This window comes from Citrobacter sp. TBCS-14 (genome assembly GCF_005280805.1).
Lineage (GTDB): Bacteria > Pseudomonadota > Gammaproteobacteria > Enterobacterales > Enterobacteriaceae > Citrobacter > Citrobacter gillenii.
Genome location: NZ_SZWM01000476.1, coordinates 448,817 through 472,603, shown reverse-complemented (window position 1 = coordinate 472,603; position 23,787 = coordinate 448,817). Strand labels below are relative to the sequence as shown.

The window sequence follows — 23,787 nt, the reverse complement described above, 5'->3', positions numbered from 1 at the left end:
CTTTTTAGTATATGATTCAGCTACGGACAAAACGTCCAGCGCATTGATTATGGGGAATAACATGCACGTGAAATATTTAGCAGGGATCGTTGGTGCCGCGCTACTGATGGCGGGTTGTAGCTCCAGCAACGAACTGAGTTCAGCCGGACAAAGCGTACGCTTCGTTGAAGAGAAGCCAGGTGCCGAGTGCCAGCTGATTGGTACCGCAACCGGTAAGCAGAGCAACTGGCTTTCTGGTCAGCACGGCGAAGAGGGCGGCTCTATGCGCGGCGCGGCGAACGATCTGCGTAACCAGGCTGCGGCAATGGGCGGTAATGTGATTTATGGTGTAAGCAGCCCATCACAAGGTATGTTGTCGAGTTTTGTCCCAACCGCCAGCGAGATGATTGGTCAGGTTTATAAGTGCCCTAATTGATAAACGCTGTTGATGCCGGATGGCGACGCTGAAGCGTCTTATCCGGCCTACGGTACACATGAGCGTAGGCCTGATAAGCGCAGCGCCATCAGGCATTCTGCGCTTTACTGGCAGACTGTAGGCGTAAATGATGCAGCGCGCGCAGGCACTGATCCTGTGTCAGCTTTTGTGTTTTATCCCCCGTGAGTGTTCTGACAAACACTTTGCACGGTACACCGGCCAGTTTTTTTAGCCGTGGGCTGAAGTCGATAAGCCGACGAGAGATCGCTTCTACGTCTTTATCATCCGAAGGGGATCGAGTTTTCACCACTGAACCACAGAACCGAACTTTCCCTGCTTTGTCTTTATAGCGATAGATGACAGCCAGATAATGATTAAACAGATTATGTTTCCATTCTGATTGTGTATAGGCATCGTATTCAAGATTATCGTTATCCAGGCAATCAATGTCGTATAGAGGCAGGAAATCTAATAACGATGTGATACGCAGTGCTAATTCGCGCATCCCTGCATTATTTATTGCGTGAATAATTGCATGTGCCAGTACCGTAATTTGTAGTTCATTAATTAATAGCTCACAAACTCGACCATTATGCAGTGTAAGAGAGAGTGTTAAGTTTTCGCCTTCGTCGCTTACTAATGCCAGTGAATTTATCCGACGATTAATATCCGCATTTTTAAGTTCATCCTCCTGCATTAATGGCATGTTTTCATGCATTTTTTGACTGACTTTGTCACGTGCTTTTTCATACTGCAGACGCGCATCCTCGCCCAAAAGGTGCTTGGTATGCAATCTGCTCTCCAGCGCGATAAGCAGGTCTCGTAGCCCTAATGGTGACAGAAAAAACAGCGACTCTTTATTTCTGGGTTCCTTTATCTTTAATGCCAGCGCAATGAACTCATTTTTTTGAAGAATAATGCCCGTATTAATACCTTTAATCGTTATAGCCACGGCGGTTCTCTCTCTCACCTAATATTCAACGGAAAACTAAATATTGATCTATTTATATGATTTATAAATATATTAAAAGATAGCTATCGTTAAAATAACATAAATTAAAAGTCAGAGAAGGACTGAATAAATTGAAATTATATTATTTGGCAGTGAGTGTCCGAAAACGGACACTCATTTGGATTATTGCTGACGTAATTGCAGATCCAGCGGCGTTTTACTGGGCTCTCCGCCAATTTCACGCGCCAGTTTGGGGACCATATAGCCAGACACCAGCGTCAACAGTTCTCGCATGATTTGACGCGCTTCATCGTCGCTGACCATAAAGTGTGCGGCCCCTTGCACCTTATCCAGCACGTGCAGGTAATAGGGCATCACGCCGGCATCAAATAGCGCGTTGCTAAGATTCGCCAGCGTCTGGGCGTTATCGTTCACGCCGCGCAATAACACGCTTTGGTTGAGCAGTGTGACGCCAATCCGACGCAGTTTTGCCATCGCCTGACGAAATGTCTCATCAATTTCGTTGGCGTGGTTAATGTGATTCACCAGCAGAACTTGCAGAGAAGAGTGAGCAAAACGCTCGACCAATCCGTCGGTAATTCGCGCCGGGATGACAATCGGCAAACGGCTGTGAATACGCAGGCGCTTAATATGTGGGATGGCTTCCAGTTGCGTGAGCAACCAGTCCAGTTCGTGGTCTTTGGCCATTAACGGATCGCCGCCGGAGAAGATAATCTCATCCAGCTCCGGGTGCGCCGCGATGTAATCTAACGCAATCTGCCAGTTACGCTTATTCCCCTGGTTATCGGCATAAGGGAAATGGCGACGGAAGCAGTAGCGACAGTTGACCGCGCATCCGCCTTTTACCAGCAGCAACGCCCGATTGCGATACTTATGTAGTAATCCCGGCACGACGCTGTGCTGTTCTTCCAGCGGGTCGGTCGAGAATCCTGGCGCGGCGACAAATTCATCTTGGGAGGTGAGTACCTGGCGCAGCAGCGGATCGTTGGGGTTGCCTTTTTCCATCCGCGCGATAAACGATCGCGGGACGCGCAGGGCAAAAAGACGTTTTGCCTCACGACCTGCGAGCATATTTTCATCAGCGTCTATATTCAAAAGACGTAATAGTTCATCCGGATCGGTGAGAACATCGGCAAGTTGTACTAACCAATCTTCTCTGGATGGGGTGTTTAGGGTTACAATATGCGCCATTTTGTGGCTAAGCTACCAGTTAACAATTTCAGAGGGCCTTATGGCGACTTACTATAGCAACGATTTTCGTGCCGGTCTTAAAATCATGATGGACGGCGAACCTTATGCGGTTGAAGCCAGTGAATTCGTTAAACCGGGTAAAGGCCAGGCTTTCGCGCGCGTTAAGCTGCGCCGCCTGCTGACCGGTACTCGTGTAGAGAAAACCTTCAAATCCACCGACTCCGCTGAAGGCGCAGACGTTGTAGATATGAACCTGACTTACCTGTACAACGACGGTGAGTTCTATCATTTCATGAACAACTCCACTTTCGAACAGCTGGCTGCTGACGCGAAAGCGGTAGGCGATAGCGCTAAATGGCTGTTGGATCAGGCTGAGTGCATCGTGACCCTGTGGAATGGTCAGCCTATCTCCGTGACCCCACCGAACTTTGTTGAGCTGGAAATCGTTGAAACTGACCCGGGTCTGAAAGGTGACACCGCGGGTACGGGTGGCAAACCAGCGACGCTGTCCACCGGCGCAGTTGTTAAAGTTCCGCTGTTCGTACAGATCGGCGAAGTGATCAAAGTGGATACGCGTTCAGGCGAATACGTTTCCCGCGTTAAGTAATACATCCTATTTGATCGATGGCGCAGGCTGCTGCGCCATACTTTTCCAGGGCAGGAATGATGAAACGTCTTCTCGGTCTTGTAATGCTTATCCTGTTCACCAGCACACTCCTGACGGGCTGTAATACCGCACGTGGCTTCGGTGAAGACATCAAACATCTTGGTAATTCAATCTCTCACGCGGCCAGTTGAGCCTGTCATATTGTCTTAAAAATCTGCGTTTTTCCGTCATCCTTCCGGATCTTGTCTATCATTAAGTAGCTATACACAAACAATATTGGCTAGAAAAGGAAGACGTTATGGTTAAAAAGACAATTGCAGCGCTCTTTTCTGTGTTGGTTCTTTCTTCAGTGTTGACTGCGTGTAATACAACAAAAGGTGTTGGGCAGGATATTTCTGAAGGCGGTAGCGCAATCTCTGGTGCAGCGACAAAAGCTCAGCAATAATCATGAACGGTACGACGCTCTGTCGTACCGTTAATTCATTTTCTCGGGTAGTGACAGAAACGGTGAAAAGCGGTTTCCTAAATGCAGCTTGATGCGAATGTTGCGTTTATAGGTGTAAACCGTCTTGCCATGAATGCCGAGTGCCGAGGCTATCGCAGTGTTACTCACGCCATCCATCCACATCGACAGTACTTTCTCTTCCTGCGGCGTAAGCAGCGGTGTCGCGTTTTTAGTGGTCTTTAGCGCAGGACGAACGCAGAGAGCATCCTGAATACTGTCTGACAACTCAGAGAGCGTAGTGCGTTTGGATAATACCGAATGGACGGCGTATTGCGGGTTGTGAGCGGGTACAGGCTTTCTGTCTCCTGATTGCAGTAAAATCAGGGGGATCAGACCACAGCTCATAAAAAAAGGCGCAATAGGCGGACTGGCATGTACATCGCTGAGAAAACCATATAAATCTGCGATCACCAGATGCGGTTTCCACTGCGAAATATGTTCTTTTGCCAGTAAGAGGTTATTGATTCCTGATACCAGAAACGACGAATTAAACCTACCAGAATGATTAAGCAAGGCCTCGACCCCTGTACGGGTAAAGTGGCACCGGTCAATCACTAAAATTTTATGCATAAACTTTTCGTATTCAGAAGTGGGAAAAACGGCTTCCTGACTTCAGAAAGCCATTTATCATAGATAAGACCAATGGCAGCCAAATGCGGGAACTACGCTGCTATTTGTGCTCAATTCTTGCTTTAAGCAGGCAATGGATAAAAATGTTGAAATTCATTTTCTTTCGGGCAAAAATGCTTTTTCATACTTCAGCGTTGTAGGACGACCTGCAAACGCTTCTCTCACCGGGGACGGCCCCATTGTTATTCTGGAGCCTGATATGTCCTGGATCGTTTTATTGATTGCTGGCCTGCTTGAAGTCGTATGGGCAATTGGCCTGAAATATACCCACGGTTTTACCCGTCTGACACCGAGCATTATTACCATTGTGGCCATGATCGTCAGTATCGCCATGCTTTCCTGGGCGATGCGAACGTTGCCCGTTGGAACAGCTTATGCGGTCTGGACCGGTATTGGTGCGGTAGGGGCGGCCATTACCGGTATCCTGCTGCTGGGGGAATCCGCCAGTCCGGCACGTTTGCTGAGTCTGGGTCTGATTGTCGCCGGAATTATTGGTCTGAAGCTCAGTACCCACTAAGCGCCAGGCTGTTTTACCCAAATTAGCTTGTTCACTTCAAACCCTTCCCGGGCCGCGACTGCCAGCATTTGCTGTTTCATCTCGTCTGAAATAGTGGGGGTACGTGAGAGGATCCACAGGTAGTCGCGATCCGGGCCACAAACCAGCGCGTGGCGATACTCCCGATCGAGAGCAATCACGTTATACCCACCGTAGAATGGACCGAAGAACGACACCTTCAGCGCCGCTCGCGTAGGATCACCAGTGAAATAAGCCTTGCCTTCCGTTTTTTGCCACATGCTTCTGTCGGGGTTGTAGCCTTTGTTGATGACGTTGATACCACCATCATCACGTAGGCTGTAGGTGGCCGTGACTTTATCCAGTCCTCGTTCGAAGCGATGATCGAAGCGCGCGATTTCGTACCAGGTTCCGAGATAGCGTTTAGCATCAAAGTTATTGACAACGGTCACGCCTGCTGGTGGCGTAGGGGAGCTGCAAGCGACAACCAGAAATGCAGCCGTAACGGCAGCAACTACAGGCAGCAAGCGCATAGGATTTTCCTTTTAAGGTTTTTCCTAAGTGTAGAACCTGGCGGGGAATTAAGGGAAGAGAGAGCGAAAAAACGCCCTCTTACCGGATGATAAGAGGGCGGAGCGATTAGATGGTCAGAATACCAATCGCCGTTACAACGGTCAGGATCGCAGCCAGACCGTAGAATACCCACTTGCCAGCCGGCACGTGGATTTTCAGGTCATGCATCGCGTGGTGCATACGGTGTAAACCACACCACAGCGGCAGAACGATCATCAGGAACAGGAACGCACGTCCGATGAAGCTCTGAGCAAATGCCAGTACGCGTTCATAGCTGAAAGCATCAGGAACAAAGCCCAGCGGCAGCATAATGCCTACCAACAGGATCATCACCGGCGCAATGATAGCGCTCCACATACCGCCTGCACCAAACAGGCCCCAGAATACGGGTTCGTCAGAGCGTTTTGGATTTGGATTAATCATTCCGGACTCCTTACCAGAACAGGGCAACAAACAGTATTACTACTGTCGCAACCACAGTAACTGCCCAGAGACCTTTGATGATCGGCTCTGGCCCCATTTTTTCGTCTTTTACGATGATGTTGGCAGCTTTTGGCGCCAGCTCAAACCAGGTTTTGGTATGCAGCAGCGCTGCAGCCAGGGCGATAATATTAAGAATTACCACCACCGGGTTTTGTAAAAAGGCGACAAAACCCATCCAGGACTCTGCACCATGCTTGAGTGCAAACAGGCCGATAATCAGTTCAATGCTGAACCAGACTGCCGGAACTGCCGTGCCTTCACGCAGCATGTAAAAACGATAAAATGGCAGTTTTTTCCACCAAGTGGACGTCATTGGCCGCACATAGGCTTTGCGTTTAGTCGTCATCGTGCACTCCTTAGCGTGGTTTCAGGGTAGCGATAAGAAAGTCTTTTGAACTTTCAACTTTACCCTGCTGAATGGCCGCAGCCGGATCGACGTGTTTCGGGCAGACTTCGGAGCAGTAGCCCACGAAAGTACAGGACCAGACGCCGTTCGGGCTGTTCAACTGAGCCATACGCTCCTTCTTACCGTGGTCGCGGCTATCTTCGTTATAACGATGCGCCAGGGTGATTGCAGCCGGTCCAATGAACTCTGGGTTCAGGCCGAACTGCGGGCACGCGGCATAGCACAGACCACAGTTGATGCAACCGGAGAACTGATGATACTTCGCCATTTGCGCCGGAGTCTGGGTGTTTGGACCCTGATCCGGAGTACGCGGGTTACCAATGATGTACGGCTTGATCGCTTCCAGGCTTTCGATAAAGTGCGTCATATCGACGACCAGATCGCGTTCGATCGGGAAGTTGCCCAGCGCTTCAACCTTCATACCGTTGGTGTATTCACGCAGGAAGGTTTTGCACGCCAGTTTAGGCACGTTGTTGACCATCATGCCGCAGGAACCGCAGATTGCCATACGGCAGGACCAGCGGTAGCTCAGGTCCGGTGCCAGGTTATCTTTGATGTAACCCAACGCATCCAGTAGAGATGTGGTTTCATCATAAGGAACTTCATAGAAAGCACTGTGCGGCGCGGTATCGGTTTCCGGGTTATAGCGCACCACCTCAACTTTCAGGTTTTTCATCTCAGCCATTCGCCTTCTCCTTCTTATCGGCTGCTTCCGCTTCGCCACCGTACATACGTTTAGCTGGCGGCAGAGTGGTGATTTTCACGTCGCTGTATTCCAGGCGAGTTGTGCCGTCAGCATCACGGAAGGCGAGAGTGTGTTTGAGGAAGTTAACGTCATCACGCTCGGTGCAGCCTTCATCCAGACGCTGGTGCGCGCCGCGGGATTCTTTACGTGCCAGCGCAGAGTGCGCCATACATTCAGCAACGTTCAGACCATGACCCAGTTCGATGGTGTACAGCAAGTCGGTGTTGAAGACGCTGGAGGTATCGGTGATACGTACGCGCTTGAAACGTTCCTGCAGTTCGGCCAGTTTATCAACGGTTTTCTGCATGAGTTCCGGCGTACGGTAGATACCGCAACCTTCTTCCATGGACAGACCCATTTCGTCGCGGATTTTGGACCAGTTTTCGTTACCTTCCTGGTTCACCAGATCTTTCAGACGTTTTTCAACGCCAGCAACCTGTGCGTCGAGTGCGGCACCGTTTGCTGCGCCTACCGTTGCAGCGCGTTCTGCTGCACGTTCACCCGCCATGCGGCCAAAGACCACCAGTTCTGCCAGAGAGTTAGAACCCAGACGGTTAGCGCCATGCAGACCAACAGAGGAACATTCACCAACGGCGAACAGACCTTTAATGCGGGTTTCACAGTGCTGATCGGTTTCGATACCGCCCATGGTGTAGTGCGCGGTCGGACGTACCGGGATCGGTTCTTTAACCGGATCGACACCCACGTAGGCTTTCGCCAGTTCGCAGATGAACGGTAAGCGCTCGAGCAGTTTTTTCTCACCGAGGTGACGCAGGTCGAGGTAAACCACATCGCCACGCGGGGTGGAAATGGTGTTGCCTTTACGCCATTCGTGCCAGAAGGCCTGAGAAACTTTGTCGCGCGGACCCAGTTCCATGTATTTGTTCTTCGGCTCGCCCAGTGGGGTTTCCGGACCCATGCCGTAGTCCTGCAGATAGCGATAGCCATCTTTGTTGACCAGAATACCGCCTTCACCGCGGCAGCCTTCGGTCATCAGGATACCGGAGCCTGGCAGACCAGTCGGGTGATACTGAACGAATTCCATATCACGCAGCGGAACGCCGTGGCTCAGTGCCATGCCCATACCGTCGCCGGTAACGATGCCGCCGTTGGTGTTGTAACGGTACACACGGCCAGCGCCGCCTGTTGCCATGACAACCGCATTAGCACGGATTTGCATCAGCGTGCCTTCCATCATGTTCATCGCAACCAGGCCGCGAGCCTGACCGTCATCAACCAGGATGTCCAGGACGAAGTGTTCGTCGAAACGCTGAATTTGCGGGAACTGCAAAGACGTTTGGAACAGCGTATGCAGCATGTGGAAGCCGGTCTTATCCGCGGCAAACCAGGTGCGCTCAATTTTCATACCGCCGAAGCGACGTACGTTGACGCTACCGTCTTCACGACGGCTCCATGGGCAACCCCATTGTTCCAGTTGCGTCATTTCAGTTGGGCAGTGGTGGACAAAGTAATCCACGACATCCTGCTCACACAGCCAGTCTCCGCCAGCTACCGTATCGTGAAAATGGTAGTCAAAGCTGTCATGATCCTGCGCGACAGCAGCAGAGCCGCCTTCGGCAGCAACGGTATGGCTGCGCATTGGGTACACTTTTGAGATCAGTGCGATTTTAGCGTTGGGATTTGCTTGTGCGGCAGCAATTGCAGCACGTAATCCCGCGCCACCGGCGCCTATAATGGCAAGATCGGCTTGAAAGGTTTGCACGACATTCCTCCAGATTGTTGTTATTTCATCCCCGCCCGTAATCAGATGCTTCATCTGAGTCAAACGGGTTATGAACGCGTTTCCACTGCTCCTTTATAGGTACAATAGTATAGTCTCAGGGAGGAGCGGGAAATTTGACGTGTTCGATTTTTTTAGCGTATCACAGGGGGGAATTATCATTGATTTTGATTAATTTAATTACTAAACCACCCAATGTTGCTTTTTTTATCAACTTGTCCGTGTTTGTTATTCCCTCCCGAAATTTGTCTCGCTAACGCGTTACGAGTAGACTTCGTGCCCTTGTCTTAAATCGGAGAAACAACCATGAGCGAAACGGCAACCTGGCAGCCGAGCGCGTCCATCCCCAATCTGTTAAAACGTGCAGCAATTATAGCGGAAATCCGCCGCTTTTTTGCCGACCGTGGCGTGCTTGAGGTTGAGACACCTTGTATGAGTCAGGCGACGGTTACGGATATTCATCTGTTCCCGTTCGAAACGCGTTTCGTTGGCCCGGGTCATTCTCAGGGCATGAACCTCTATTTGATGACCAGCCCGGAATACCATATGAAGCGCCTGCTGGTTGCAGGGTGTGGTCCGGTCTACCAACTGTGTCGCAGTTTCCGTAACGAAGAGATGGGGCGTCACCATAACCCCGAGTTCACCATGCTCGAGTGGTACCGTCCTCATTATGATATGTACCGTCTGATGAATGAAGTGGATGATTTGCTCCAGCAAGTGCTGGACTGCTCTCCGGCGGAAAGCCTCTCTTATCAGCAAGCCTTCCAGCGTCATCTTGAAATCGACCCGCTGTCAGCGGATAAAACACAGTTGCGCGAAGCGGCGGCTAAGCTGGATCTCAGCAATATCGCGGACACCGAAGAAGACCGGGATACCTTGCTGCAACTGCTGTTTGCGATGGGCGTCGAACCGCACATTGGCAAAGATAAACCGACGTTTGTATATCATTTCCCGGCCAGCCAGGCGTCGTTGGCGCAAATCAGTACTGAAGACCACCGCGTGGCCGAACGTTTTGAGGTGTACTACAAAGGTATTGAGCTGGCGAATGGTTTCCATGAGTTGACCGATGCACGCGAGCAGCAGCAACGCTTCGAACAGGATAACCGCAAACGAGCCGCCCGTGGCTTACCGCAACAGCCTATCGATAACAATCTGCTTGAAGCGCTAAAAGTTGGGATGCCGGATTGCTCAGGCGTGGCGCTGGGCGTCGACCGTCTGGTTATGCTGGCACTGGGGGCCGATAGCCTCGCTGATGTTATCGCCTTTACCGTCGATCGTGCGTAATTCACGTCTCCGCATTGCAAAGTGGCGCATAGTCGTCACTTTGTAGCATCTTTTTTCATTTCCCCTCTAATAGCCACAATTTAACTCTGGAATTTTGTTAGCATTCAGGTATCAATCCTGTGTTGATTTTCTTATTGCTGATCTCTGCAAGGGGGCAGTATTCACCGGTGAGTGGTGTTTGATAAACACTCTCCAGAGTAAGGGATAGTTTAATGACCCAAACAATAAAAAAGATGAGCCTGACTGGTCTCATCCTGATGATATTTACGTCTGTTTTTGGATTTGCTAATAGCCCCTCGGCTTTCTATTTAATGGGATACAGTGCCATTCCATGGTATGTATTTTCTGCATTATTATTCTTTATCCCATTTGCCTTAATGATGGCTGAAATGGGGTCTGCCTATCGGAAAGAAGAGGGTGGGATCTATTCGTGGATGAATAATAGCGTCGGACCTCGTTATGCGTTTATCGGCACCTTTATGTGGTTCTCTTCCTACGTTATCTGGATGGTGAGCACCGCGGCGAAAGTCTGGGTGCCTTTTTCCACCTTTATATTCGGCGCGGATATGACGCAGACCTGGCGTATCGCCGGGTTTGAGCCCACGCAGGTCGTCGGACTGCTTGCTGTTGGCTGGATGGTGTTAGTGACTGGCGTAGCGTCACGGGGTATTAATAAGATTGCTCGCATTACGGCGGTTGGCGGAATTGCCGTCATGTGTCTTAATTTAGTTCTGTTGTTAGTGAGTGTCGCTATTTTGTTATTAACCGGTGGCCACTTTGCACAGGATATTAATTTTGTCTCTTCACCGAATCCGGGATATCAGTCCGGTCTGGCCATGCTGTCATTTGTGGTGTTTGCTATTTTTGCCTATGGCGGAATAGAAGCCGTGGGTGGACTGGTTGATAAAACAGAGAAACCTGAAAAGAACTTCGCGAAAGGCATTGTCTTCGCGGCGATTGTCATTTCAGTGGGTTATTCGCTGGCCATCTTTTTATGGGGCGTGAGTACCAACTGGCAGGATGTATTAAGTAATAGTTCAGTGAACTTGGGTAATATTACTTATATCCTGATGAAGAGTTTGGGGATGACTCTGGGCCATGCGCTGCATCTTTCACCTGAGGCGGCTATCACTACAGGCGTCTGGTTTGCGCGTATTACCGGCCTGTCTATGTTCCTTGCTTATACCGGGGCATTCTTCACGCTCAGCTACTCGCCGCTGAAAGCGATTATTCAGGGGACGCCAAAAGCACTGTGGCCTGCACCGATGACCAGACTGAACGCTATGGGGATGCCGACGACGGCGATGTGGATGCAGTGTCTGCTGGTGAGCCTGTTTATTCTTCTGGTGTCGTTTGGCGGCGATACGGCCTCAGCGTTCTATAACAAGCTGACGCTGATGGCGAACGTCTCGATGACGCTGCCGTATCTGTTCCTCGCGCTGGCGTTCCCTTTCTTTAAATCTCGCGTCGGCCTGGAAAGACCGTTTGTGATATTTAAAACCCGAGCCGCAACGCTACTGGCCACGAGTGTTGTGGTGCTGGTAGTGACGTTCGCCAACGTGTTCACCATTATCCAGCCGGTGATTGAAGCTGGTGACTGGAACAGTGCGCTGTGGATGACCGGCGGGCCGATTTTCTTCTCGTTGTTAGCCATGGCGATTTACCAGAACTACAGCCGTCGTATGGCCAATGAGCCTGAATGGGCGGTTGAATAAACGACCTGCCTAATCCGGCCTACTAAAGAAGCATCTTCGTAGGCCGGATAAGGCGAAGCCGCCATCCGGCACCACTCACGTTTACAAGCTTCCCGCCGGGCGCTTACCTCTGCCCGCAGAACTTAACGTTCTCCCCGTTTGCTTTCCGCTGAGGCTCTCAAGACGCATCTGGAACGGTGGGAATGGCATATCAATACCGTGCTCACGGAAGCCCGCCAGAATCAGCTGGTGGATCTCGTGGCGCAATGGCATACGGTGTCCCATCTCTGCGGCATAGATACGCAGCTCAAAGATCTGAATCCCCTGCTGAAGGTCAACCAGGAAGACTTCCGGCGCCGGTGTGTCGATAACCAGTGAGCAGCGCTGGGCGGCAGTGAGCAGGATTTGCGTGACCTCCTCGCTGTTGGCTTCTGACGGTGCAGGAATGGTCAATACCACACGAGTCACTGAGTCGGATAACGACCAGTTGATAAACTGCTCGGTGATAAACGCCTTGTTGGGCACGATGATCTCTTTACGATCCCAGTCGCTGATGGTGGTCGCGCGGGTGTTAATCTTGGTCACGCTGCCGGTGAGGTCGCGAATGGTCACCGTGTCGCCAATACGAATTGGTTTTTCAAACAGGATGATCAGGCCGGATATAAAGTTGGCGAAGATCTCTTGCAAACCAAAGCCCAAACCAACACCGAGAGCAGCAACCAGCCACTGCAGTTTCGACCACTCAATACCAATCATTGAGAAGCCCACCAGGCCACCAATTAGCATCAGTAGATACTTGGTTATAGTGGTGATGGCGTAACCGGTACCTGGTGTTAAATCCAGGTGCTGCAACAGCGCCAGTTCCAGCAGTGCAGGCAGGTTACGCACCAGCTGGGTGGTGATGATAAACACCAGAATGGCAATAAGCACTGCGCCCAGCGTAATCGGCTCTAAGCTTTCTACGCCCTGCACCGTGGACGTCACATCCCATAGAGAGATATTTTCCAGGAAGCCGAACGCGGAATGAATTTCTGACCACAGCACGATGACTGAAAGCAGGGCGATGAGCATCAGGATAGACCGCACCAGGCGCAGCGACTGTGCGCTTATCGCGTCCAGATCGACTTCGCTTTCATCGATATCTATCGCTCCTTCCAGGCTGGTGGAGTGCGCGGGTTCTTCTTCACCACGTGCACGCTGCGCCAGCATTTCTGCGCGTCGGTGTTTGGCGCGGTCAAAAGCCAGACGACGGCGCTGGATAAGCATCCAGCGGCGGATGACGTGATAAACCACCAGCAACAAGAACCATATAGCAACAGACGTCTCCAGGCGGGCCAGCAGCGCCTGTGCTGTGGCCAGGTAACCTACCGCGGCCGCAAGAATGGCAACTAACGGGGCACCCATTAGCATATTCCACAGCATGCTGTTGACCATGTTGTCGCCGTTGCCCTCTTTGTCGAGGTACAGCGGGATCCCGGCGCGTTTGAGGCTCAGAGTGACGATGGCCAGTGCGCCACAAATCAACATAAAGCACAGGCGTCCTAATGAAGCGGAGAATTCCCGGTCATTGAGATTATCAAACATGATCACCGCCATGATCAGCGGAACAATCAGTCCGATGCTCATCAGGTAATAGTGCATAGCTTTAGCGACGCGGTTGCGCGGCCAGCCAAAGTGCGCGATGAACAGACCATTCGGCCGCGCAAAGGTAGCGCAAATCATCACCGCCCACAGCATAGGCACCGTGGCGGTCACACCATCGCCGATGGCGACGGCCAGCGGATAGGGCCAGGCTTCTTGCAGGCCGTAACCCAGCGTCGCCCACAGCACCGGCAGCGGCGAGGCAACGAGAATTGACCAGAATACCGTTCGTATCGTCAGCCAGAAGTGATCCTGGGTGACTTTACCGACCCGCGCAGACGATCGCTCAAGAAAGCGGGTGAAGTGCTTACGCGAATAGAGGCTAAACCCTACCAGCACCAGCGCGGCGAACAACGGCAGCAGCGTGGCCTTACTGGTGAGCATCATGACGCTGGCTTTACCAAGCTGATTAAACGTATCTAATGAGATTAGACGACGCAGATCCTGAACCAAATCGACCGGCCAGGAGAGTGAAATCGGGCTGACGTCAGAGGTCCAGAACAGATAGCGGTGCGTGGCTTCGTTAACCTCTTTCAGCGCATCTTCCAACTGACTATTGGAGACTTTCAGCTTGGTTAACTCGAGTATCAGCGTATCGCCGCCCTGTAGCAGGGAATTCAACAGCTCACGCTGGGTACGCAGTTGGGCATTGAGAATACGGGTCTGCTCTGCGGTAAGCGGCTGTCCATCCGCTTGATGGATCTGGCGTAGCTGCGGCTGTTTGTTGAGGAGGTCTTCATAGCGCATGCGATGTACGCGCAGCTGCGCCATTTCGGTATCGAGCTGTTGCGGCTTAGGCATTTCAGGTAGACGGGAAACCTGCGCGCGAAGAGCTTCACCCAGCATATTCGACGCCCCCAGCCACTGTGACTGCTCGCGCAGCGTGTTCAATGCCTGACGTACCTGCAACGTTTGACCGGTGGCCTGACGCTGCTGAGACGCCACCAGGTCCATACGTTGTGCCTGTTGGTTTAACGCCTGTGACAGTTCGCGGTTGACCTTGAACTGATCGACAATGCCTTCCGGCAGTCCTGCACTGTTTTCTGCCAGCAGTTCGGTGCTTTCCAACGCCCGCTCCGCTTCACGCTGCCGCTGGCTATTGAGCTGATTTCGTAATGCCTGCAGGTAAGCGTCGAGCTGCTGGCTCTGTTTTTCGGCCAGTTCTGAGCGCATACGCGCCAGTTCCTGACGATTGTTGGCGGAAAGTTGTGCCAGCTCCAGCTCATCGACCAGCGCTTTGAGTCTGGCGGATTCAGCTTGCAACGACTGATTGAGCGGCGTATTGCCGCTGGCTGCGCCAAGGCGTCGTTCAATTTCATTTAATTGACGGCGAGCATCGGTTTGCTGTTGAGGGAGCTGGTTTAATGAATCGGCGATTTCGCGGGCGCGATCCTGCTCCTGCTGGGCCTGACGGCTTTTTTCCAGCAACTGGCTGCTGACCTGCAGGATCTCCTGGTTTAAGGCGTCAGCCGAGAGGTCCGTGGGGATGCTGCGAGGTTCATCGCGCAGGTTGCTAAGCTGCGCGCGTAGCGTCGCGGACAGCTTGGGGAAGTTATCAATAACCTGCTGATACTGTTCGGCGCGCTCGAGAGAGCCTTTACGCTCTTCAAGGGCATTCAGCGCGGACTGGAGCGCCTCGACGGCTTCTGGCTGAGCGGGTTTTGCCGCTTTGGCCTGCTCCAGTTCCTGGGTGATTTGTTTGGTATCGGGGGCCGTCGCAGCGTACGCCCCCTGGCTGAGGCACCAGGCCATCAGAAAAGTGATAATCAGGCGCACAGCAGCGATTCCTATGTTTAACTTTCGTCTTTTTTGTCGTCAACCAGCGGGCTGGCAGCGTGTTCTGCTTCGATCTCGTCTTGCGCAAGCGGGGCGGGTTCGGCCTCTGGCGTCACGAACGTTTCGGTAGAGATTGCCATCGGTTGACCGATTTTGGTGACCGAAAGATCCTGCAACTGCTCGACCAGATTAACTTTGCCTGGCGCAAACAGGTTGATGACGGTTGAACCAAGCTTAAAGCGGCCCATTTCCTGGCCTTTCAGCAACGCCACTGAACCTTCACTTTCACCTTCAGGCCATGTCCAGCGCTTAATTACGCCTTCACGCGGTGGCGTGATGGTGCCAGCCCAGACAGTTTCGATGCTACCGACGATGGTTGCACCGACCAGAATTTGCACCATCGGGCCAAATTCAGTGTCAAACAGGCAAATAACACGTTCGTTACGCGCAAAAAGGTTGGGCACGTTTTGCGCGGTCAGAATGTTGACCGAGAAAAGATCGCCGGGCACGTACAGCATTTCCCGCAGAATACCGTTACACGGCATATGTACGCGGTGGTAATCACGCGGTGAGAGGTACGTCGTGACAAACGTTCCGTTACGGAACTTGTCCGCCATCTGGTAGTTACCTGCCAGCAGTGCTTCAAGGCTGTAGCTGTGCCCTTTGGCCTGCAACAGTTTGTCTTCTTCGATGTTCCCCAACTGGTTAATCACGCCGTCAGCTGGCATAACCAGAACATTCGGGTCGGTATTAATTGGGCGGGCATCGTCACGCAGTGGGCGCACGAAGAAGTCGTTAAAGGTGCGATAGCTGGCGGTATCCGGCTTCTGCGCCTCTGTCATATCGACCTTGTAATATTTCACGAACAGATCGATAACCAGTTTAGTTAGCCATCCTGCTCGTTTGCTTGCACCCCAACCCGCCAGGCGAGTGAGCCATAGTTTCGGCAGAATGTATTGTAGCGAAAGCTTAAATGAATTTAACAAGGTAGCCTCCAGGCCATAATTTGTTCCCGATCCGGCATGCGGGCCGGATCCTGAAAAAAGGGGGACGATTCTAGCGATGCTTAGCTTAGTTGTCAGTTGTCCGTATCAGAAAAGTTTTTACGCGTTTTTACCTGCGCCATGCTTTCAAGGATGCGGTGATAATTCTCAAACCGAGTTTCGGCGATAGCCCCTTTCTCTACTGCTTCACGGATAGCGCAGCCTGGATCCGTATCATGCTTACAGTCGCGGTATTTGCAATGACCTAAGAAGTCATGGAATTCGACAAACCCGTGGGTGATTTGTTCCGGCTCAAGATGCCACAACCCAAACTCACGTACGCCGGGGGAGTCAATGACGTCACCGCCGTGCGGGAAGTGGTACAAGCGAGAGGCCGTGGTGGTGTGTTGCCCAAGACCGGAGTTATCGGAGACATCGTTGGTCAGGATCTCTTTCTGCAGGCCGAGCAGGTTGTTGAGCAGGCTGGATTTGCCCACGCCTGATTGACCAGCAAAAATGCTGATGCGATCGGTCAGCGCTTCCTCAAGCGGCTGCAGGCCGTCTTTTTTATGGCTGGAGACCATCAACACGCGATAGCCAATATTGCGATAGATATCCATCTGCTCATTCACGAAGACCATGCCTTCATCGTCGAGCAGATCGATTTTGTTGAGTACGATAATGGGCTCAACCTGCAACGTTTCGCAGGCAACCAGATATCGGTCGATAATATTGAGTGACAGCTCGGGTAAGATGGCTGAGACAATGACGATTTGGTCGATGTTGGCCGCAATGGGTTTTACACCGTCATAAAAGTCCGGACGCGTTAGCACCGAGGTACGTTCATGTACCGCTTCAACGATCCCTTTAACGTTCACGCCTTCGGCTGCGGCCTTACCTGGACGCCAGACTACACGATCGCCGGTTACCAGCGAACGAATTGTGCGACGGATGTTGCAACGGTGGACATCGCCGTCGGCAGACTCCACGTCGGCATGCATGCCAAAGCGGCTGATAACAATACCTTCAGCGGTCTCGCCAAACAGGTTGTCGTCGTAGTCGGGCTTCTCCGTGGACGTTTTAAGACGACGCTGGTGATTGGCGTTCACGCGGCGCTGTTGGCCTTTGGAGAGTTTATTTTTACTCAATCGTACTGACTCCTGGTCGCCCATGATGGGCAAAACATTTATGATACACGCAATTTTAGATGAATATAGTCACACTGAATGTGACGTCTGAAGGGTGGAAAATAGCATGAATGGCAATGAAAACAACCTGATTTGGATCGATCTGGAGATGACAGGTCTGGATCCCGAGCGCGATCGCATTATTGAGATCGCGACGCTGGTGACTGACGCCAATCTGAATATTCTGGCTGAAGGACCGACGATTGCCGTCCACCAGTCCGACGCGCAGCTGGCGCTAATGGATGACTGGAACGTGCGTACGCATACCGGAAGTGGTCTGGTGGAGCGCGTGAAGGCGAGCACCATGGGCGATCGTGAAGCGGAGCTGGCGACGCTGGCATTTTTAAAAGAGTGGGTTCCGGCAGGGAAATCCCCGATTTGTGGCAACAGCATCGGCCAGGATCGTCGTTTCCTGTTCAAATACATGCCGGAACTGGAAGCGTATTTCCATTATCGCTATCTGGACGTTAGCACGTTGAAAGAGCTGGCCCGTCGCTGGAAGCCGGAGATCCTCGATGGCTTCACGAAGCAGGGGACACACCAGGCGATGGACGACATTCGTGAGTCCGTCGCTGAGCTGGCTTACTACCGTGAGCATTTTATTAAGCTTTGATTTTGTTCTCCGGTGGCTTGCGTCACCGGCTTTTTGACGCTAAATTGTCCAGCTTGATTGTAAAGTAATCACTTGAACGAGTTTTCAAAAAAATCGTATTCAAGGGGGTTGCAGCTAAACGAATTTCTCGTATAATGCGCCTCCCGTAACGACAGAGATTTACGCGTTACGACAGCAACAAAAGCAGTACAGATTTGCGGGAATAGCTCAGTTGGTAGAGCACGACCTTGCCAAGGTCGGGGTCGCGAGTTCGAGTCTCGTTTCCCGCTCCAAAATTTGAAAAGTGCTTTCTAAGCACAGACCACCAATCGCAGGATTTCGAATTGCGACAAGGCGGCAACTGAATGAATCCTTGGGAACTTACTTGAGTAAGTGACTAAGGTGAATGAAGGCAGCCAACGCAGTAGCGTTTCGAAAGACGAAGATTAAGCGGGAATAGCTCAGTTGGTAGAGCACGACCTTGCCAAGGTCGGGGTCGCGAGTTCGAGTCTCGTTTCCCGCTCCAAAATTTGAAAAGTGCTTTCTAAGCACAGACCACCAATCGCAGGATTTCGAATTGCGACAAGGCGGCAACTGAATGAATCCTTGGGAACTTACTTGAGTAAGTGACTAAGGTGAATGAAGGCAGCCAACGCAGTAGCGTTTCGAAAGACGAAGATTAAGCGGGAATAGCTCAGTTGGTAGAGCACGACCTTGCCAAGGTCGGGGTCGCGAGTTCGAGTCTCGTTTCCCGCTCCAAAATTTGAAAAGTGCTTTCTAAGCACAGACCACCAATCGCAGGATTTCGAATTGCGACAAGGCGGCAACTGAATGAATCCTTGGGAACTTACTTGAGTAAGTGACTAAGGTGAATGAAGGCAGCCAACGCAGTAGCGTTTCGAAAGACGAAGATTAAGCGGGAATAGCTCAGTTGGTAGAGCACGACCTTGCCAAGGTCGGGGTCGCGAGTTCGAGTCTCGTTTCCCGCTCCAAAATTTGAAAAGTATCGCAAGATACGCACCACCCAAGCGGGAATAGCTCAGTTGGTAGAGCACGACCTTGCCAAGGTCGGGGTCGCGAGTTCGAGTCTCGTTTCCCGCTCCAAATTCTTATCTCAATAAACATATCCACAACGAATAATCGCGTTGGGGCTGTTTTCTTTTGTCTTTGACATACTCTTGTAAACAGACTTATCCACAGGTCAGAGTAATATTCCTGGAATGCAAAAAACTTCGCTTGGTGAATAGTATCTTTATAACCATTTGAATTTAATGAATTAATTATCATTTCAAATTGTTAATGTGATCACTTGACGATTTTTTCCTTCTTGAATATCAATGTGTTTTTATTTTTATGCACAAGCTGTGGATGACTTAAGCATCACGCGGCAGACCTTTTTCAATCACCCTGACCAGCCGCTGTTTCTTCGGTAACTGCACTTCAACCACGCAGGCATTTCTTTTCTCAATCTGCTGCGCAATCGCCCATTCTATGTGCTCGTCGAGAAGTGGGTGCTCACCTCTGCGATTTTCCAGCGCATTTATTACGGTTTCATCCCACGGGGCATTTCCCAGCGCGACGGCGATATTTCGCAACCAACGCAAGTGTCCGATGCGACGAATAGCCGAACCTTCCGTCACTTTTAAAAACCACGCTTCGCTCCAGCCAAACAGCTCAATCAGTTCCGGGGCATGCAGTTGTTTTCTTGGGCTAAAGTCATCTTCTACAGTGAGCTGCGAATAGCGATTCCAGGGGCAAATGAGCTGGCAGTCATCGCAGCCATAGATTCGGTTGCCCAACAGTGGGCGAAACTCTTCCGGGATAGCGCCTTCTAGTTCGATCGTGAGATAGGAAATACAGCGGCGGGCATCAACGGTGTAGGGTTCAACGATGGCGCCCGTGGGGCAAATGGTCATACAGGCCACGCATTTGCCGCAGGCTTCTTCTACAGGCTGATCCACAGGAAGCGGTAAATCGATCAGCAGTTCACCAAGGAAGAAAAATGACCCGGCTTCACGGCTAAGAATTAGTGAGTGCTTACCAACCCAGCCAAGTCCGGCTTTTTCCGCCAGCGGACGCTCCAGAATGGGCGCAGAATCGACAAAAGGTCTAAAATTCAGCGAAACGCAATGCTGCTGGATCAACTCTCCCAGCTTTTTTAAACGGTTACGCAGCAGCTTATGGTAGTCACGGCCCAGTGCATAACGGCTGATGTAGCCCAGCGACGGATTTTTTAGCGTGCTGGCAAACGCGGCGTTAGCGGGGAGATAATTCATCCGTACGCTGATGACGCGTAAAGTTCCGGGTAATAACTCGTGGGGGCGGGCGCGCATCATACCGTGACGGGCCATCCAGTCCATTTCGCCATGGTATTGTTTATCCAGCCAGGCCTGCAGTTTGGGTTCGGCTTCGCTAAGGTCTGTATCGGCAATACCGACCTGCTGAAAGCCAAGTTCCAGCCCCCACTGCTTAATTTTTTGTGCTAACTGATTGAGATCGAGGGGCTCTGACATGACGGACCATACAATGAAGAAAAACCCCGCAAGTATACCACACTCCATCTGGCACGCCGATGACATCAAACGGATGGAGCATGAGGCGGCAGACAGCCTTGGGCTGACGCTGTATGAGCTGATGCAACGTGCGGGAGAGGCGGCGTTCCAGGTTGCTCGCAATGCATATCCTGCCGCTCGGCACTGGCTGGTGCTCTGTGGCCACGGTAATAACGGCGGCGACGGCTATGTCGTGGCGAGACTTGCCAAAGCCGCGGGGATTCACGTCACGCTATTAGCGCAAGAAAGCGACAAACCGCTCCCACAGGAGGCAGAACATGCTCGTCATGCTTGGCTGAACGCAGGTGGCGTTATCCACGCCCCGGATATTATCTGGCCGCAAGAGGTGGATGTGATTATCGATGCGCTGCTCGGCACCGGCTTAAAACATGCACCTCGCGACCCACTGGCGACATTAATCAAACAGGCGAATGCGCATTCTGCTCCCACAGTGGCTATTGATATTCCTTCCGGTCTGCTGGCGCAGACGGGGGGAACGCCCGGAGCGGTGATTCATGCTACCCATACCGTTACCTTTATTGCATTGAAGCCCGGTCTGATCACGGGCAAAGCGCGTGATGTCACAGGGCGTATCCATTTTAACGCGCTCGGGCTGGATGCCTGGCTGGCGGGGCAGGACGCGCACATTCAGCGCGTTGATGCCTCACAGCTTAGATGCTGGCTGACACCACGCCGCGCAACATCGCACAAAGGTGACCATGGTCGACTGGCGATCATCGGGGGTGACTATGGCACAGCAGGCGCCATACGCATGGCCGGTGAAGCGGCGCTTCGCGCTGGTGCCGGATTGGTTAAGGTGCTCACGCGCAGTGAAAATATTGCACCGATCCTGACCGCCCGTCCGGAACTGATGGTCGATGAGTTGACGCCTCGCGCGGTGGAGGAAAGTCTGGTGTGGGCGGATGTCGTGGTCATCGGTCCCGGGCTTGGGCAGCAAGAGTGGGGAAAAAAAGCACTGCAAAAAGTTGAGAACTTTCGCAAACCGATGCTGTGGGATGCCGATGCGCTTAACCTGCTGGCAATCAATCCCGATAAACGTCACAATCGCGTGATCACGCCGCATCCGGGCGAGGCTGCGCGACTGTTGGGCTGTTCCATTACAGAAATTGAAGACGATCGCTTACTTTCTGCACAACGTCTGGTAAAACGGTACGGGGGTGTGGTGGTACTGAAAGGCGCGGGTACGGTAGTGGCCTCGGAGCACAATGCATTAGCCGTTATCGATGCCGGTAACGCAGGAATGGCCAGCGGCGGTATGGGTGATGTCCTTTCCGGAATCATTGGCGCATTGCTCGGACAGAAGCTTACCCCGTATGATGCTGCGTGTGCGGGATGTGTGGCGCACGGCGCGGCAGCGGATGTGCTGGCGGCGCGATTTGGTACGCGCGGCATGCTGGCGACAGATCTCTTTACCACGCTACAGCGTATTGTTAACCCTGATGTGATTGACGTTTATCATGATGAATAGAGTAATTCCGCTACCGGATGAACAGGCGACGTTAGACCTGGGACTGCGGGTCGCGAAGGCCTGTGACGGCGCAACGGTTATTTATTTGTACGGCGATTTAGGTGCGGGTAAAACCACCTTCAGCCGGGGATTCCTGCAGGCGCTAGGTCATAAAGGCAATGTAAAAAGCCCCACCTATACGCTGGTCGAACCCTATTCGCTTGAAAATTTAATGGTATATCACTTCGATCTGTACCGACTTGCGGACCCCGAGGAGCTCGAATTTATGGGGATCCGTGATTATTTTGCCAATGATGCAATTTGCCTGGTGGAATGGCCACAACAAGGTAAAGGTGTGCTCCCGGACCCGGACGTCGAAATACACATCGAATACCAGGCGCAAGGTCGAGAGGCGCGCGTAAGTGCCGTCTCCTCATCGGGTAATTTATTGCTGGCGCGTTTAGCCGAATAACCTTAAAGGGTGGCGGGATGATTTATCGCATCAGAAATTGGCTGATGGCAACCCTGGTCCTGCTGTGCGCGCAGGCAGGGGCCGCCAGCCTTTCCGATCTTCAGGTTTCTAACGGCGAACAGCAGGCGCGGATTACGCTCAGTTTTATTGGCGAGCCTGAATATGCTGTTTCGCAGGACGGGAAGCGCACCGTTGCGCTGGATATTAAACAAACCGGCGTGATTCAGGGACTGCCGCTGCTGTTTAGCGGTAATAACCTGGTTAAGGCCATCCGTGCGGGTACACCGAACGATCCACAGTCTTTGCGACTGGTTGTCGATTTAACCGAGAACGGAAAAGCCGCCGCTGTAAAACGGCAAAACGGCGGTAACTATACCGTGGTGTTTACCATCAATGCTGATGCACCTCCGCCGCCACCGCCACCTCCTGTGGTGGTGAAGCGCGTTGAAGCACCCGTTGTCGCTCCGCGTCCGTCAGAACCTGCGCGTAACCCGTTTAAAACGGAAAATAATCGCACGACAGCCGTCATCAACAGTAATACGGCCACGCGGCCTGCCGCTCGGGCGGTGAGCAACAATAATGGCGATAAAGTGGTCATTGCGATTGATGCCGGGCACGGTGGACAAGATCCTGGCGCGATTGGTCCTGGCGGCACGCGTGAGAAAAACGTCACCATCGCCGTCGCGCGTAAGCTGCGCAGTCTGCTCAATGACGATCCGATGTTTAAGGGCGTACTCACTCGTGACGGCGATTACTTCATCTCGGTGATGGGCCGTTCTGACGTGGCGCGTAAACAAAATGCCAACTTCCTGGTCTCCATTCATGCTGATGCGGCACCCAACCGGGATGCCACGGGTGCTTCCGTTTGGGTGTTGTCAAACCGTCGAGCCAACACTGAAATGGCTGGCTGGAACAGCACGAGAAGCAATCGGAGCTGTTGGGTGGCGCGGGTGATGTGCTGGCCAACAGTCAGTCCGACCCGTATTTGAGTCAGGCGGTGCTGGACCTGCAGTTCGGTCATTCACAGCGTGTAGGGTATGATGTGGCAACCAGTATGATCGGCCAGCTGGAGCGCATTGGTTCGATGCATAAGCGTCGTCCGGAGCACGCCAGTCTTGGCGTATTGCGTTCGCCGGATATCCCGTCTGTGCTGGTTGAAACCGGCTTTATCAGTAACAACAGCGAAGAACGATTGTTGGCGAGCGATGATTATCAGCAGCAGCTGGCCGAGGCGATTTACAAAGGATTGCGTAATTACTTCCAGTCGCATCCGATGCAAACCGGGCCACAGGGCGCACCGGCGCAAACTGCCAGTGCCATTTCGCCGGGCGACACGTTAACCAATTAAGGATTAG

At 52.2% G+C, this 23,787-nt stretch carries 22 protein-coding genes, 5 tRNA genes and 1 pseudogene; 16 read left to right on the top strand and 12 right to left on the bottom strand.

Features of this window, described 5'->3' with window-relative positions; all coding sequences use genetic code 11:
- Positions 1 to 61 precede the first annotated feature (61 nt).
- Positions 62 to 415, top strand: coding sequence for a DUF4156 domain-containing protein (locus FDX22_RS19260; RefSeq protein WP_042999161.1), 354 nt, complete (start codon positions 62 to 64; stop codon positions 413 to 415).
- A gap of 88 nt (positions 416 to 503) precedes the next feature.
- Here FDX22_RS19260 and yjeJ read toward each other — a convergent pair whose 3' ends face one another.
- Positions 504 to 1,367, bottom strand: a complete 864-nt coding sequence (gene yjeJ, locus FDX22_RS19255; RefSeq protein WP_146717630.1) for a YjeJ family protein — start codon at positions 1,365 to 1,367, stop codon at positions 504 to 506.
- A 183-nt stretch (positions 1,368 to 1,550) separates the two neighbouring features.
- Positions 1,551 to 2,579 (bottom strand): EF-P beta-lysylation protein EpmB, encoded by a 1,029-nt coding sequence (gene epmB / locus FDX22_RS19250; protein ID WP_096758606.1) that lies wholly within the window; start codon positions 2,577 to 2,579, stop codon positions 1,551 to 1,553.
- Between the two features lie 40 nt (positions 2,580 to 2,619).
- Here epmB and efp point away from each other — a divergent pair, with 40 nt between their 5' ends.
- The 3 genes from efp (at position 2,620) to ecnB (ending at position 3,631) form a co-directional block, all read left to right on the top strand.
- Positions 2,620 to 3,186 (top strand): elongation factor P, encoded by a 567-nt coding sequence (gene efp, locus FDX22_RS19245; protein ID WP_096758605.1) that lies wholly within the window; start codon positions 2,620 to 2,622, stop codon positions 3,184 to 3,186.
- A gap of 56 nt (positions 3,187 to 3,242) precedes the next feature.
- Positions 3,243 to 3,377, top strand: a complete 135-nt coding sequence (gene ecnA, locus FDX22_RS19240) for a lipoprotein antitoxin entericidin A (protein ID WP_043018154.1) — start codon at positions 3,243 to 3,245, stop codon at positions 3,375 to 3,377.
- Between the two features lie 107 nt (positions 3,378 to 3,484).
- On the top strand, positions 3,485 to 3,631 hold the full coding sequence (gene ecnB, locus FDX22_RS19235; RefSeq protein ID WP_096758604.1) for a lipoprotein toxin entericidin B: 147 nt from the start codon (positions 3,485 to 3,487) through the stop codon (positions 3,629 to 3,631).
- 30 nt (positions 3,632 to 3,661) lie between these two features.
- On the opposite strand, the gene FDX22_RS19230 is transcribed toward ecnB, so the two are convergent.
- Positions 3,662 to 4,261, bottom strand: coding sequence for a helix-turn-helix domain-containing protein (locus tag FDX22_RS19230; RefSeq protein ID WP_096758603.1), 600 nt, complete (start codon positions 4,259 to 4,261; stop codon positions 3,662 to 3,664).
- A 259-nt stretch (positions 4,262 to 4,520) separates the two neighbouring features.
- Here FDX22_RS19230 and sugE point away from each other — a divergent pair, with 259 nt between their 5' ends.
- Complete coding sequence (gene sugE, locus FDX22_RS19225; RefSeq protein ID WP_016151397.1) at positions 4,521 to 4,838, top strand: quaternary ammonium compound efflux SMR transporter SugE; 318 nt, start codon at positions 4,521 to 4,523, stop codon at positions 4,836 to 4,838.
- Here sugE and FDX22_RS19220 read toward each other — a convergent pair.
- The 5 genes from FDX22_RS19220 to frdA all read right to left on the bottom strand — a co-directional run bounded on the left by FDX22_RS19220 (position 4,835) and on the right by frdA (position 8,765).
- Positions 4,835 to 5,368, bottom strand: coding sequence for a lipocalin family protein (locus tag FDX22_RS19220; protein WP_096758602.1), 534 nt, complete (start codon positions 5,366 to 5,368; stop codon positions 4,835 to 4,837). The genes sugE and FDX22_RS19220 overlap by 4 nt on opposite strands.
- A 106-nt stretch (positions 5,369 to 5,474) precedes the next feature.
- The gene (frdD, locus tag FDX22_RS19215) at positions 5,475 to 5,831 is read right to left on the bottom strand and encodes a fumarate reductase subunit FrdD (protein ID WP_003025535.1); all 357 of its coding nucleotides are present in this window, start codon (positions 5,829 to 5,831) and stop codon (positions 5,475 to 5,477) included.
- A 10-nt stretch (positions 5,832 to 5,841) separates the two neighbouring features.
- Positions 5,842 to 6,237, bottom strand: coding sequence for a fumarate reductase subunit FrdC (gene frdC / locus FDX22_RS19210; RefSeq protein WP_003025537.1), 396 nt, complete (start codon positions 6,235 to 6,237; stop codon positions 5,842 to 5,844).
- Between the two features lie 10 nt (positions 6,238 to 6,247).
- Positions 6,248 to 6,982 carry a fumarate reductase iron-sulfur protein gene (gene frdB / locus FDX22_RS19205; RefSeq protein WP_096758601.1) on the bottom strand — a complete coding sequence of 245 codons (735 nt, stop codon included), beginning with the start codon at positions 6,980 to 6,982 and terminating at the stop codon, positions 6,248 to 6,250.
- Entirely contained in the window at positions 6,975 to 8,765 is a 1,791-nt protein-coding gene (gene frdA / locus FDX22_RS19200; protein WP_117342443.1) for a fumarate reductase (quinol) flavoprotein subunit, read from the bottom strand. Before frdA ends, frdB begins: the two co-directional genes overlap by 8 nt.
- Positions 8,766 to 9,089: 324 nt before the next feature.
- Between frdA and epmA the strand changes: the two genes are divergently transcribed.
- Both epmA and yjeM read left to right on the top strand, forming a co-directional pair.
- Complete coding sequence (epmA, locus tag FDX22_RS19195) at positions 9,090 to 10,067, top strand: elongation factor P--(R)-beta-lysine ligase (RefSeq protein ID WP_096758600.1); 978 nt, start codon at positions 9,090 to 9,092, stop codon at positions 10,065 to 10,067.
- Between the two features lie 212 nt (positions 10,068 to 10,279).
- A complete protein-coding gene (yjeM, locus tag FDX22_RS19190; RefSeq protein WP_137400505.1) occupies positions 10,280 to 11,782 on the top strand; it encodes a glutamate/gamma-aminobutyrate family transporter YjeM in 1,503 nt (500 codons plus the stop codon).
- Positions 11,783 to 11,863: 81 nt separating this feature from the next.
- On the opposite strand, the gene mscM is transcribed toward yjeM, so the two are convergent.
- The 3 genes from mscM to rsgA all read right to left on the bottom strand — a co-directional run bounded on the left by mscM (position 11,864) and on the right by rsgA (position 17,309).
- Positions 11,864 to 15,178 (bottom strand): miniconductance mechanosensitive channel MscM, encoded by a 3,315-nt coding sequence (gene mscM, locus FDX22_RS19185; RefSeq protein WP_096758598.1) that lies wholly within the window; start codon positions 15,176 to 15,178, stop codon positions 11,864 to 11,866.
- A 17-nt stretch (positions 15,179 to 15,195) separates the two neighbouring features.
- Positions 15,196 to 16,164 carry an archaetidylserine decarboxylase gene (asd, locus tag FDX22_RS19180; RefSeq protein WP_096758597.1) on the bottom strand — a complete coding sequence of 323 codons (969 nt, stop codon included), beginning with the start codon at positions 16,162 to 16,164 and terminating at the stop codon, positions 15,196 to 15,198.
- Positions 16,165 to 16,256: 92 nt separating this feature from the next.
- Positions 16,257 to 17,309: a small ribosomal subunit biogenesis GTPase RsgA gene (gene rsgA, locus FDX22_RS19175; protein WP_170972982.1), complete on the bottom strand. Its 1,053-nt coding sequence runs from the start codon at positions 17,307 to 17,309 to the stop codon at positions 16,257 to 16,259.
- Positions 17,310 to 17,415: 106 nt separating this feature from the next.
- Between rsgA and orn the strand changes: the two genes are divergently transcribed.
- From orn to FDX22_RS19145, 6 genes are all read left to right on the top strand, one after another.
- Positions 17,416 to 17,961 carry an oligoribonuclease gene (gene orn / locus FDX22_RS19170; protein ID WP_146717629.1) on the top strand — a complete coding sequence of 182 codons (546 nt, stop codon included), beginning with the start codon at positions 17,416 to 17,418 and terminating at the stop codon, positions 17,959 to 17,961.
- 196 nt (positions 17,962 to 18,157) lie between these two features.
- Positions 18,158 to 18,233, top strand: a tRNA-Gly gene (locus FDX22_RS19165).
- A 157-nt stretch (positions 18,234 to 18,390) separates the two neighbouring features.
- A tRNA-Gly gene (locus tag FDX22_RS19160) sits at positions 18,391 to 18,466 on the top strand.
- 157 nt (positions 18,467 to 18,623) lie between these two features.
- A tRNA-Gly gene (locus FDX22_RS19155) sits at positions 18,624 to 18,699 on the top strand.
- Between the two features lie 157 nt (positions 18,700 to 18,856).
- Positions 18,857 to 18,932: transfer RNA gene (locus FDX22_RS19150), tRNA-Gly, on the top strand.
- Between the two features lie 36 nt (positions 18,933 to 18,968).
- Positions 18,969 to 19,044: transfer RNA gene (locus FDX22_RS19145), tRNA-Gly, on the top strand.
- 269 nt (positions 19,045 to 19,313) lie between these two features.
- Here the strand turns inward: FDX22_RS19145 and queG are convergent.
- Complete coding sequence (queG, locus tag FDX22_RS19140) at positions 19,314 to 20,453, bottom strand: tRNA epoxyqueuosine(34) reductase QueG (protein WP_115259624.1); 1,140 nt, start codon at positions 20,451 to 20,453, stop codon at positions 19,314 to 19,316.
- Between queG and nnr the strand changes: the two genes are divergently transcribed.
- The 3 genes and pseudogenes from nnr to amiB all read left to right on the top strand — a co-directional run bounded on the left by nnr (position 20,452) and on the right by amiB (position 23,780).
- Complete coding sequence (nnr, locus tag FDX22_RS19135; protein WP_146717628.1) at positions 20,452 to 21,981, top strand: bifunctional ADP-dependent NAD(P)H-hydrate dehydratase/NAD(P)H-hydrate epimerase; 1,530 nt, start codon at positions 20,452 to 20,454, stop codon at positions 21,979 to 21,981. The two genes, queG and nnr, sit on opposite strands and share 2 nt — an antisense overlap.
- On the top strand, positions 21,971 to 22,432 hold the full coding sequence (gene tsaE / locus FDX22_RS19130) for a tRNA (adenosine(37)-N6)-threonylcarbamoyltransferase complex ATPase subunit type 1 TsaE (RefSeq protein WP_096758592.1): 462 nt from the start codon (positions 21,971 to 21,973) through the stop codon (positions 22,430 to 22,432). Before nnr ends, tsaE begins: the two co-directional genes overlap by 11 nt.
- 17 nt (positions 22,433 to 22,449) lie before the next feature.
- A pseudogene (gene amiB / locus FDX22_RS19125) lies at positions 22,450 to 23,780 on the top strand (N-acetylmuramoyl-L-alanine amidase AmiB).
- Positions 23,781 to 23,787: the final 7 nt, after the last annotated feature.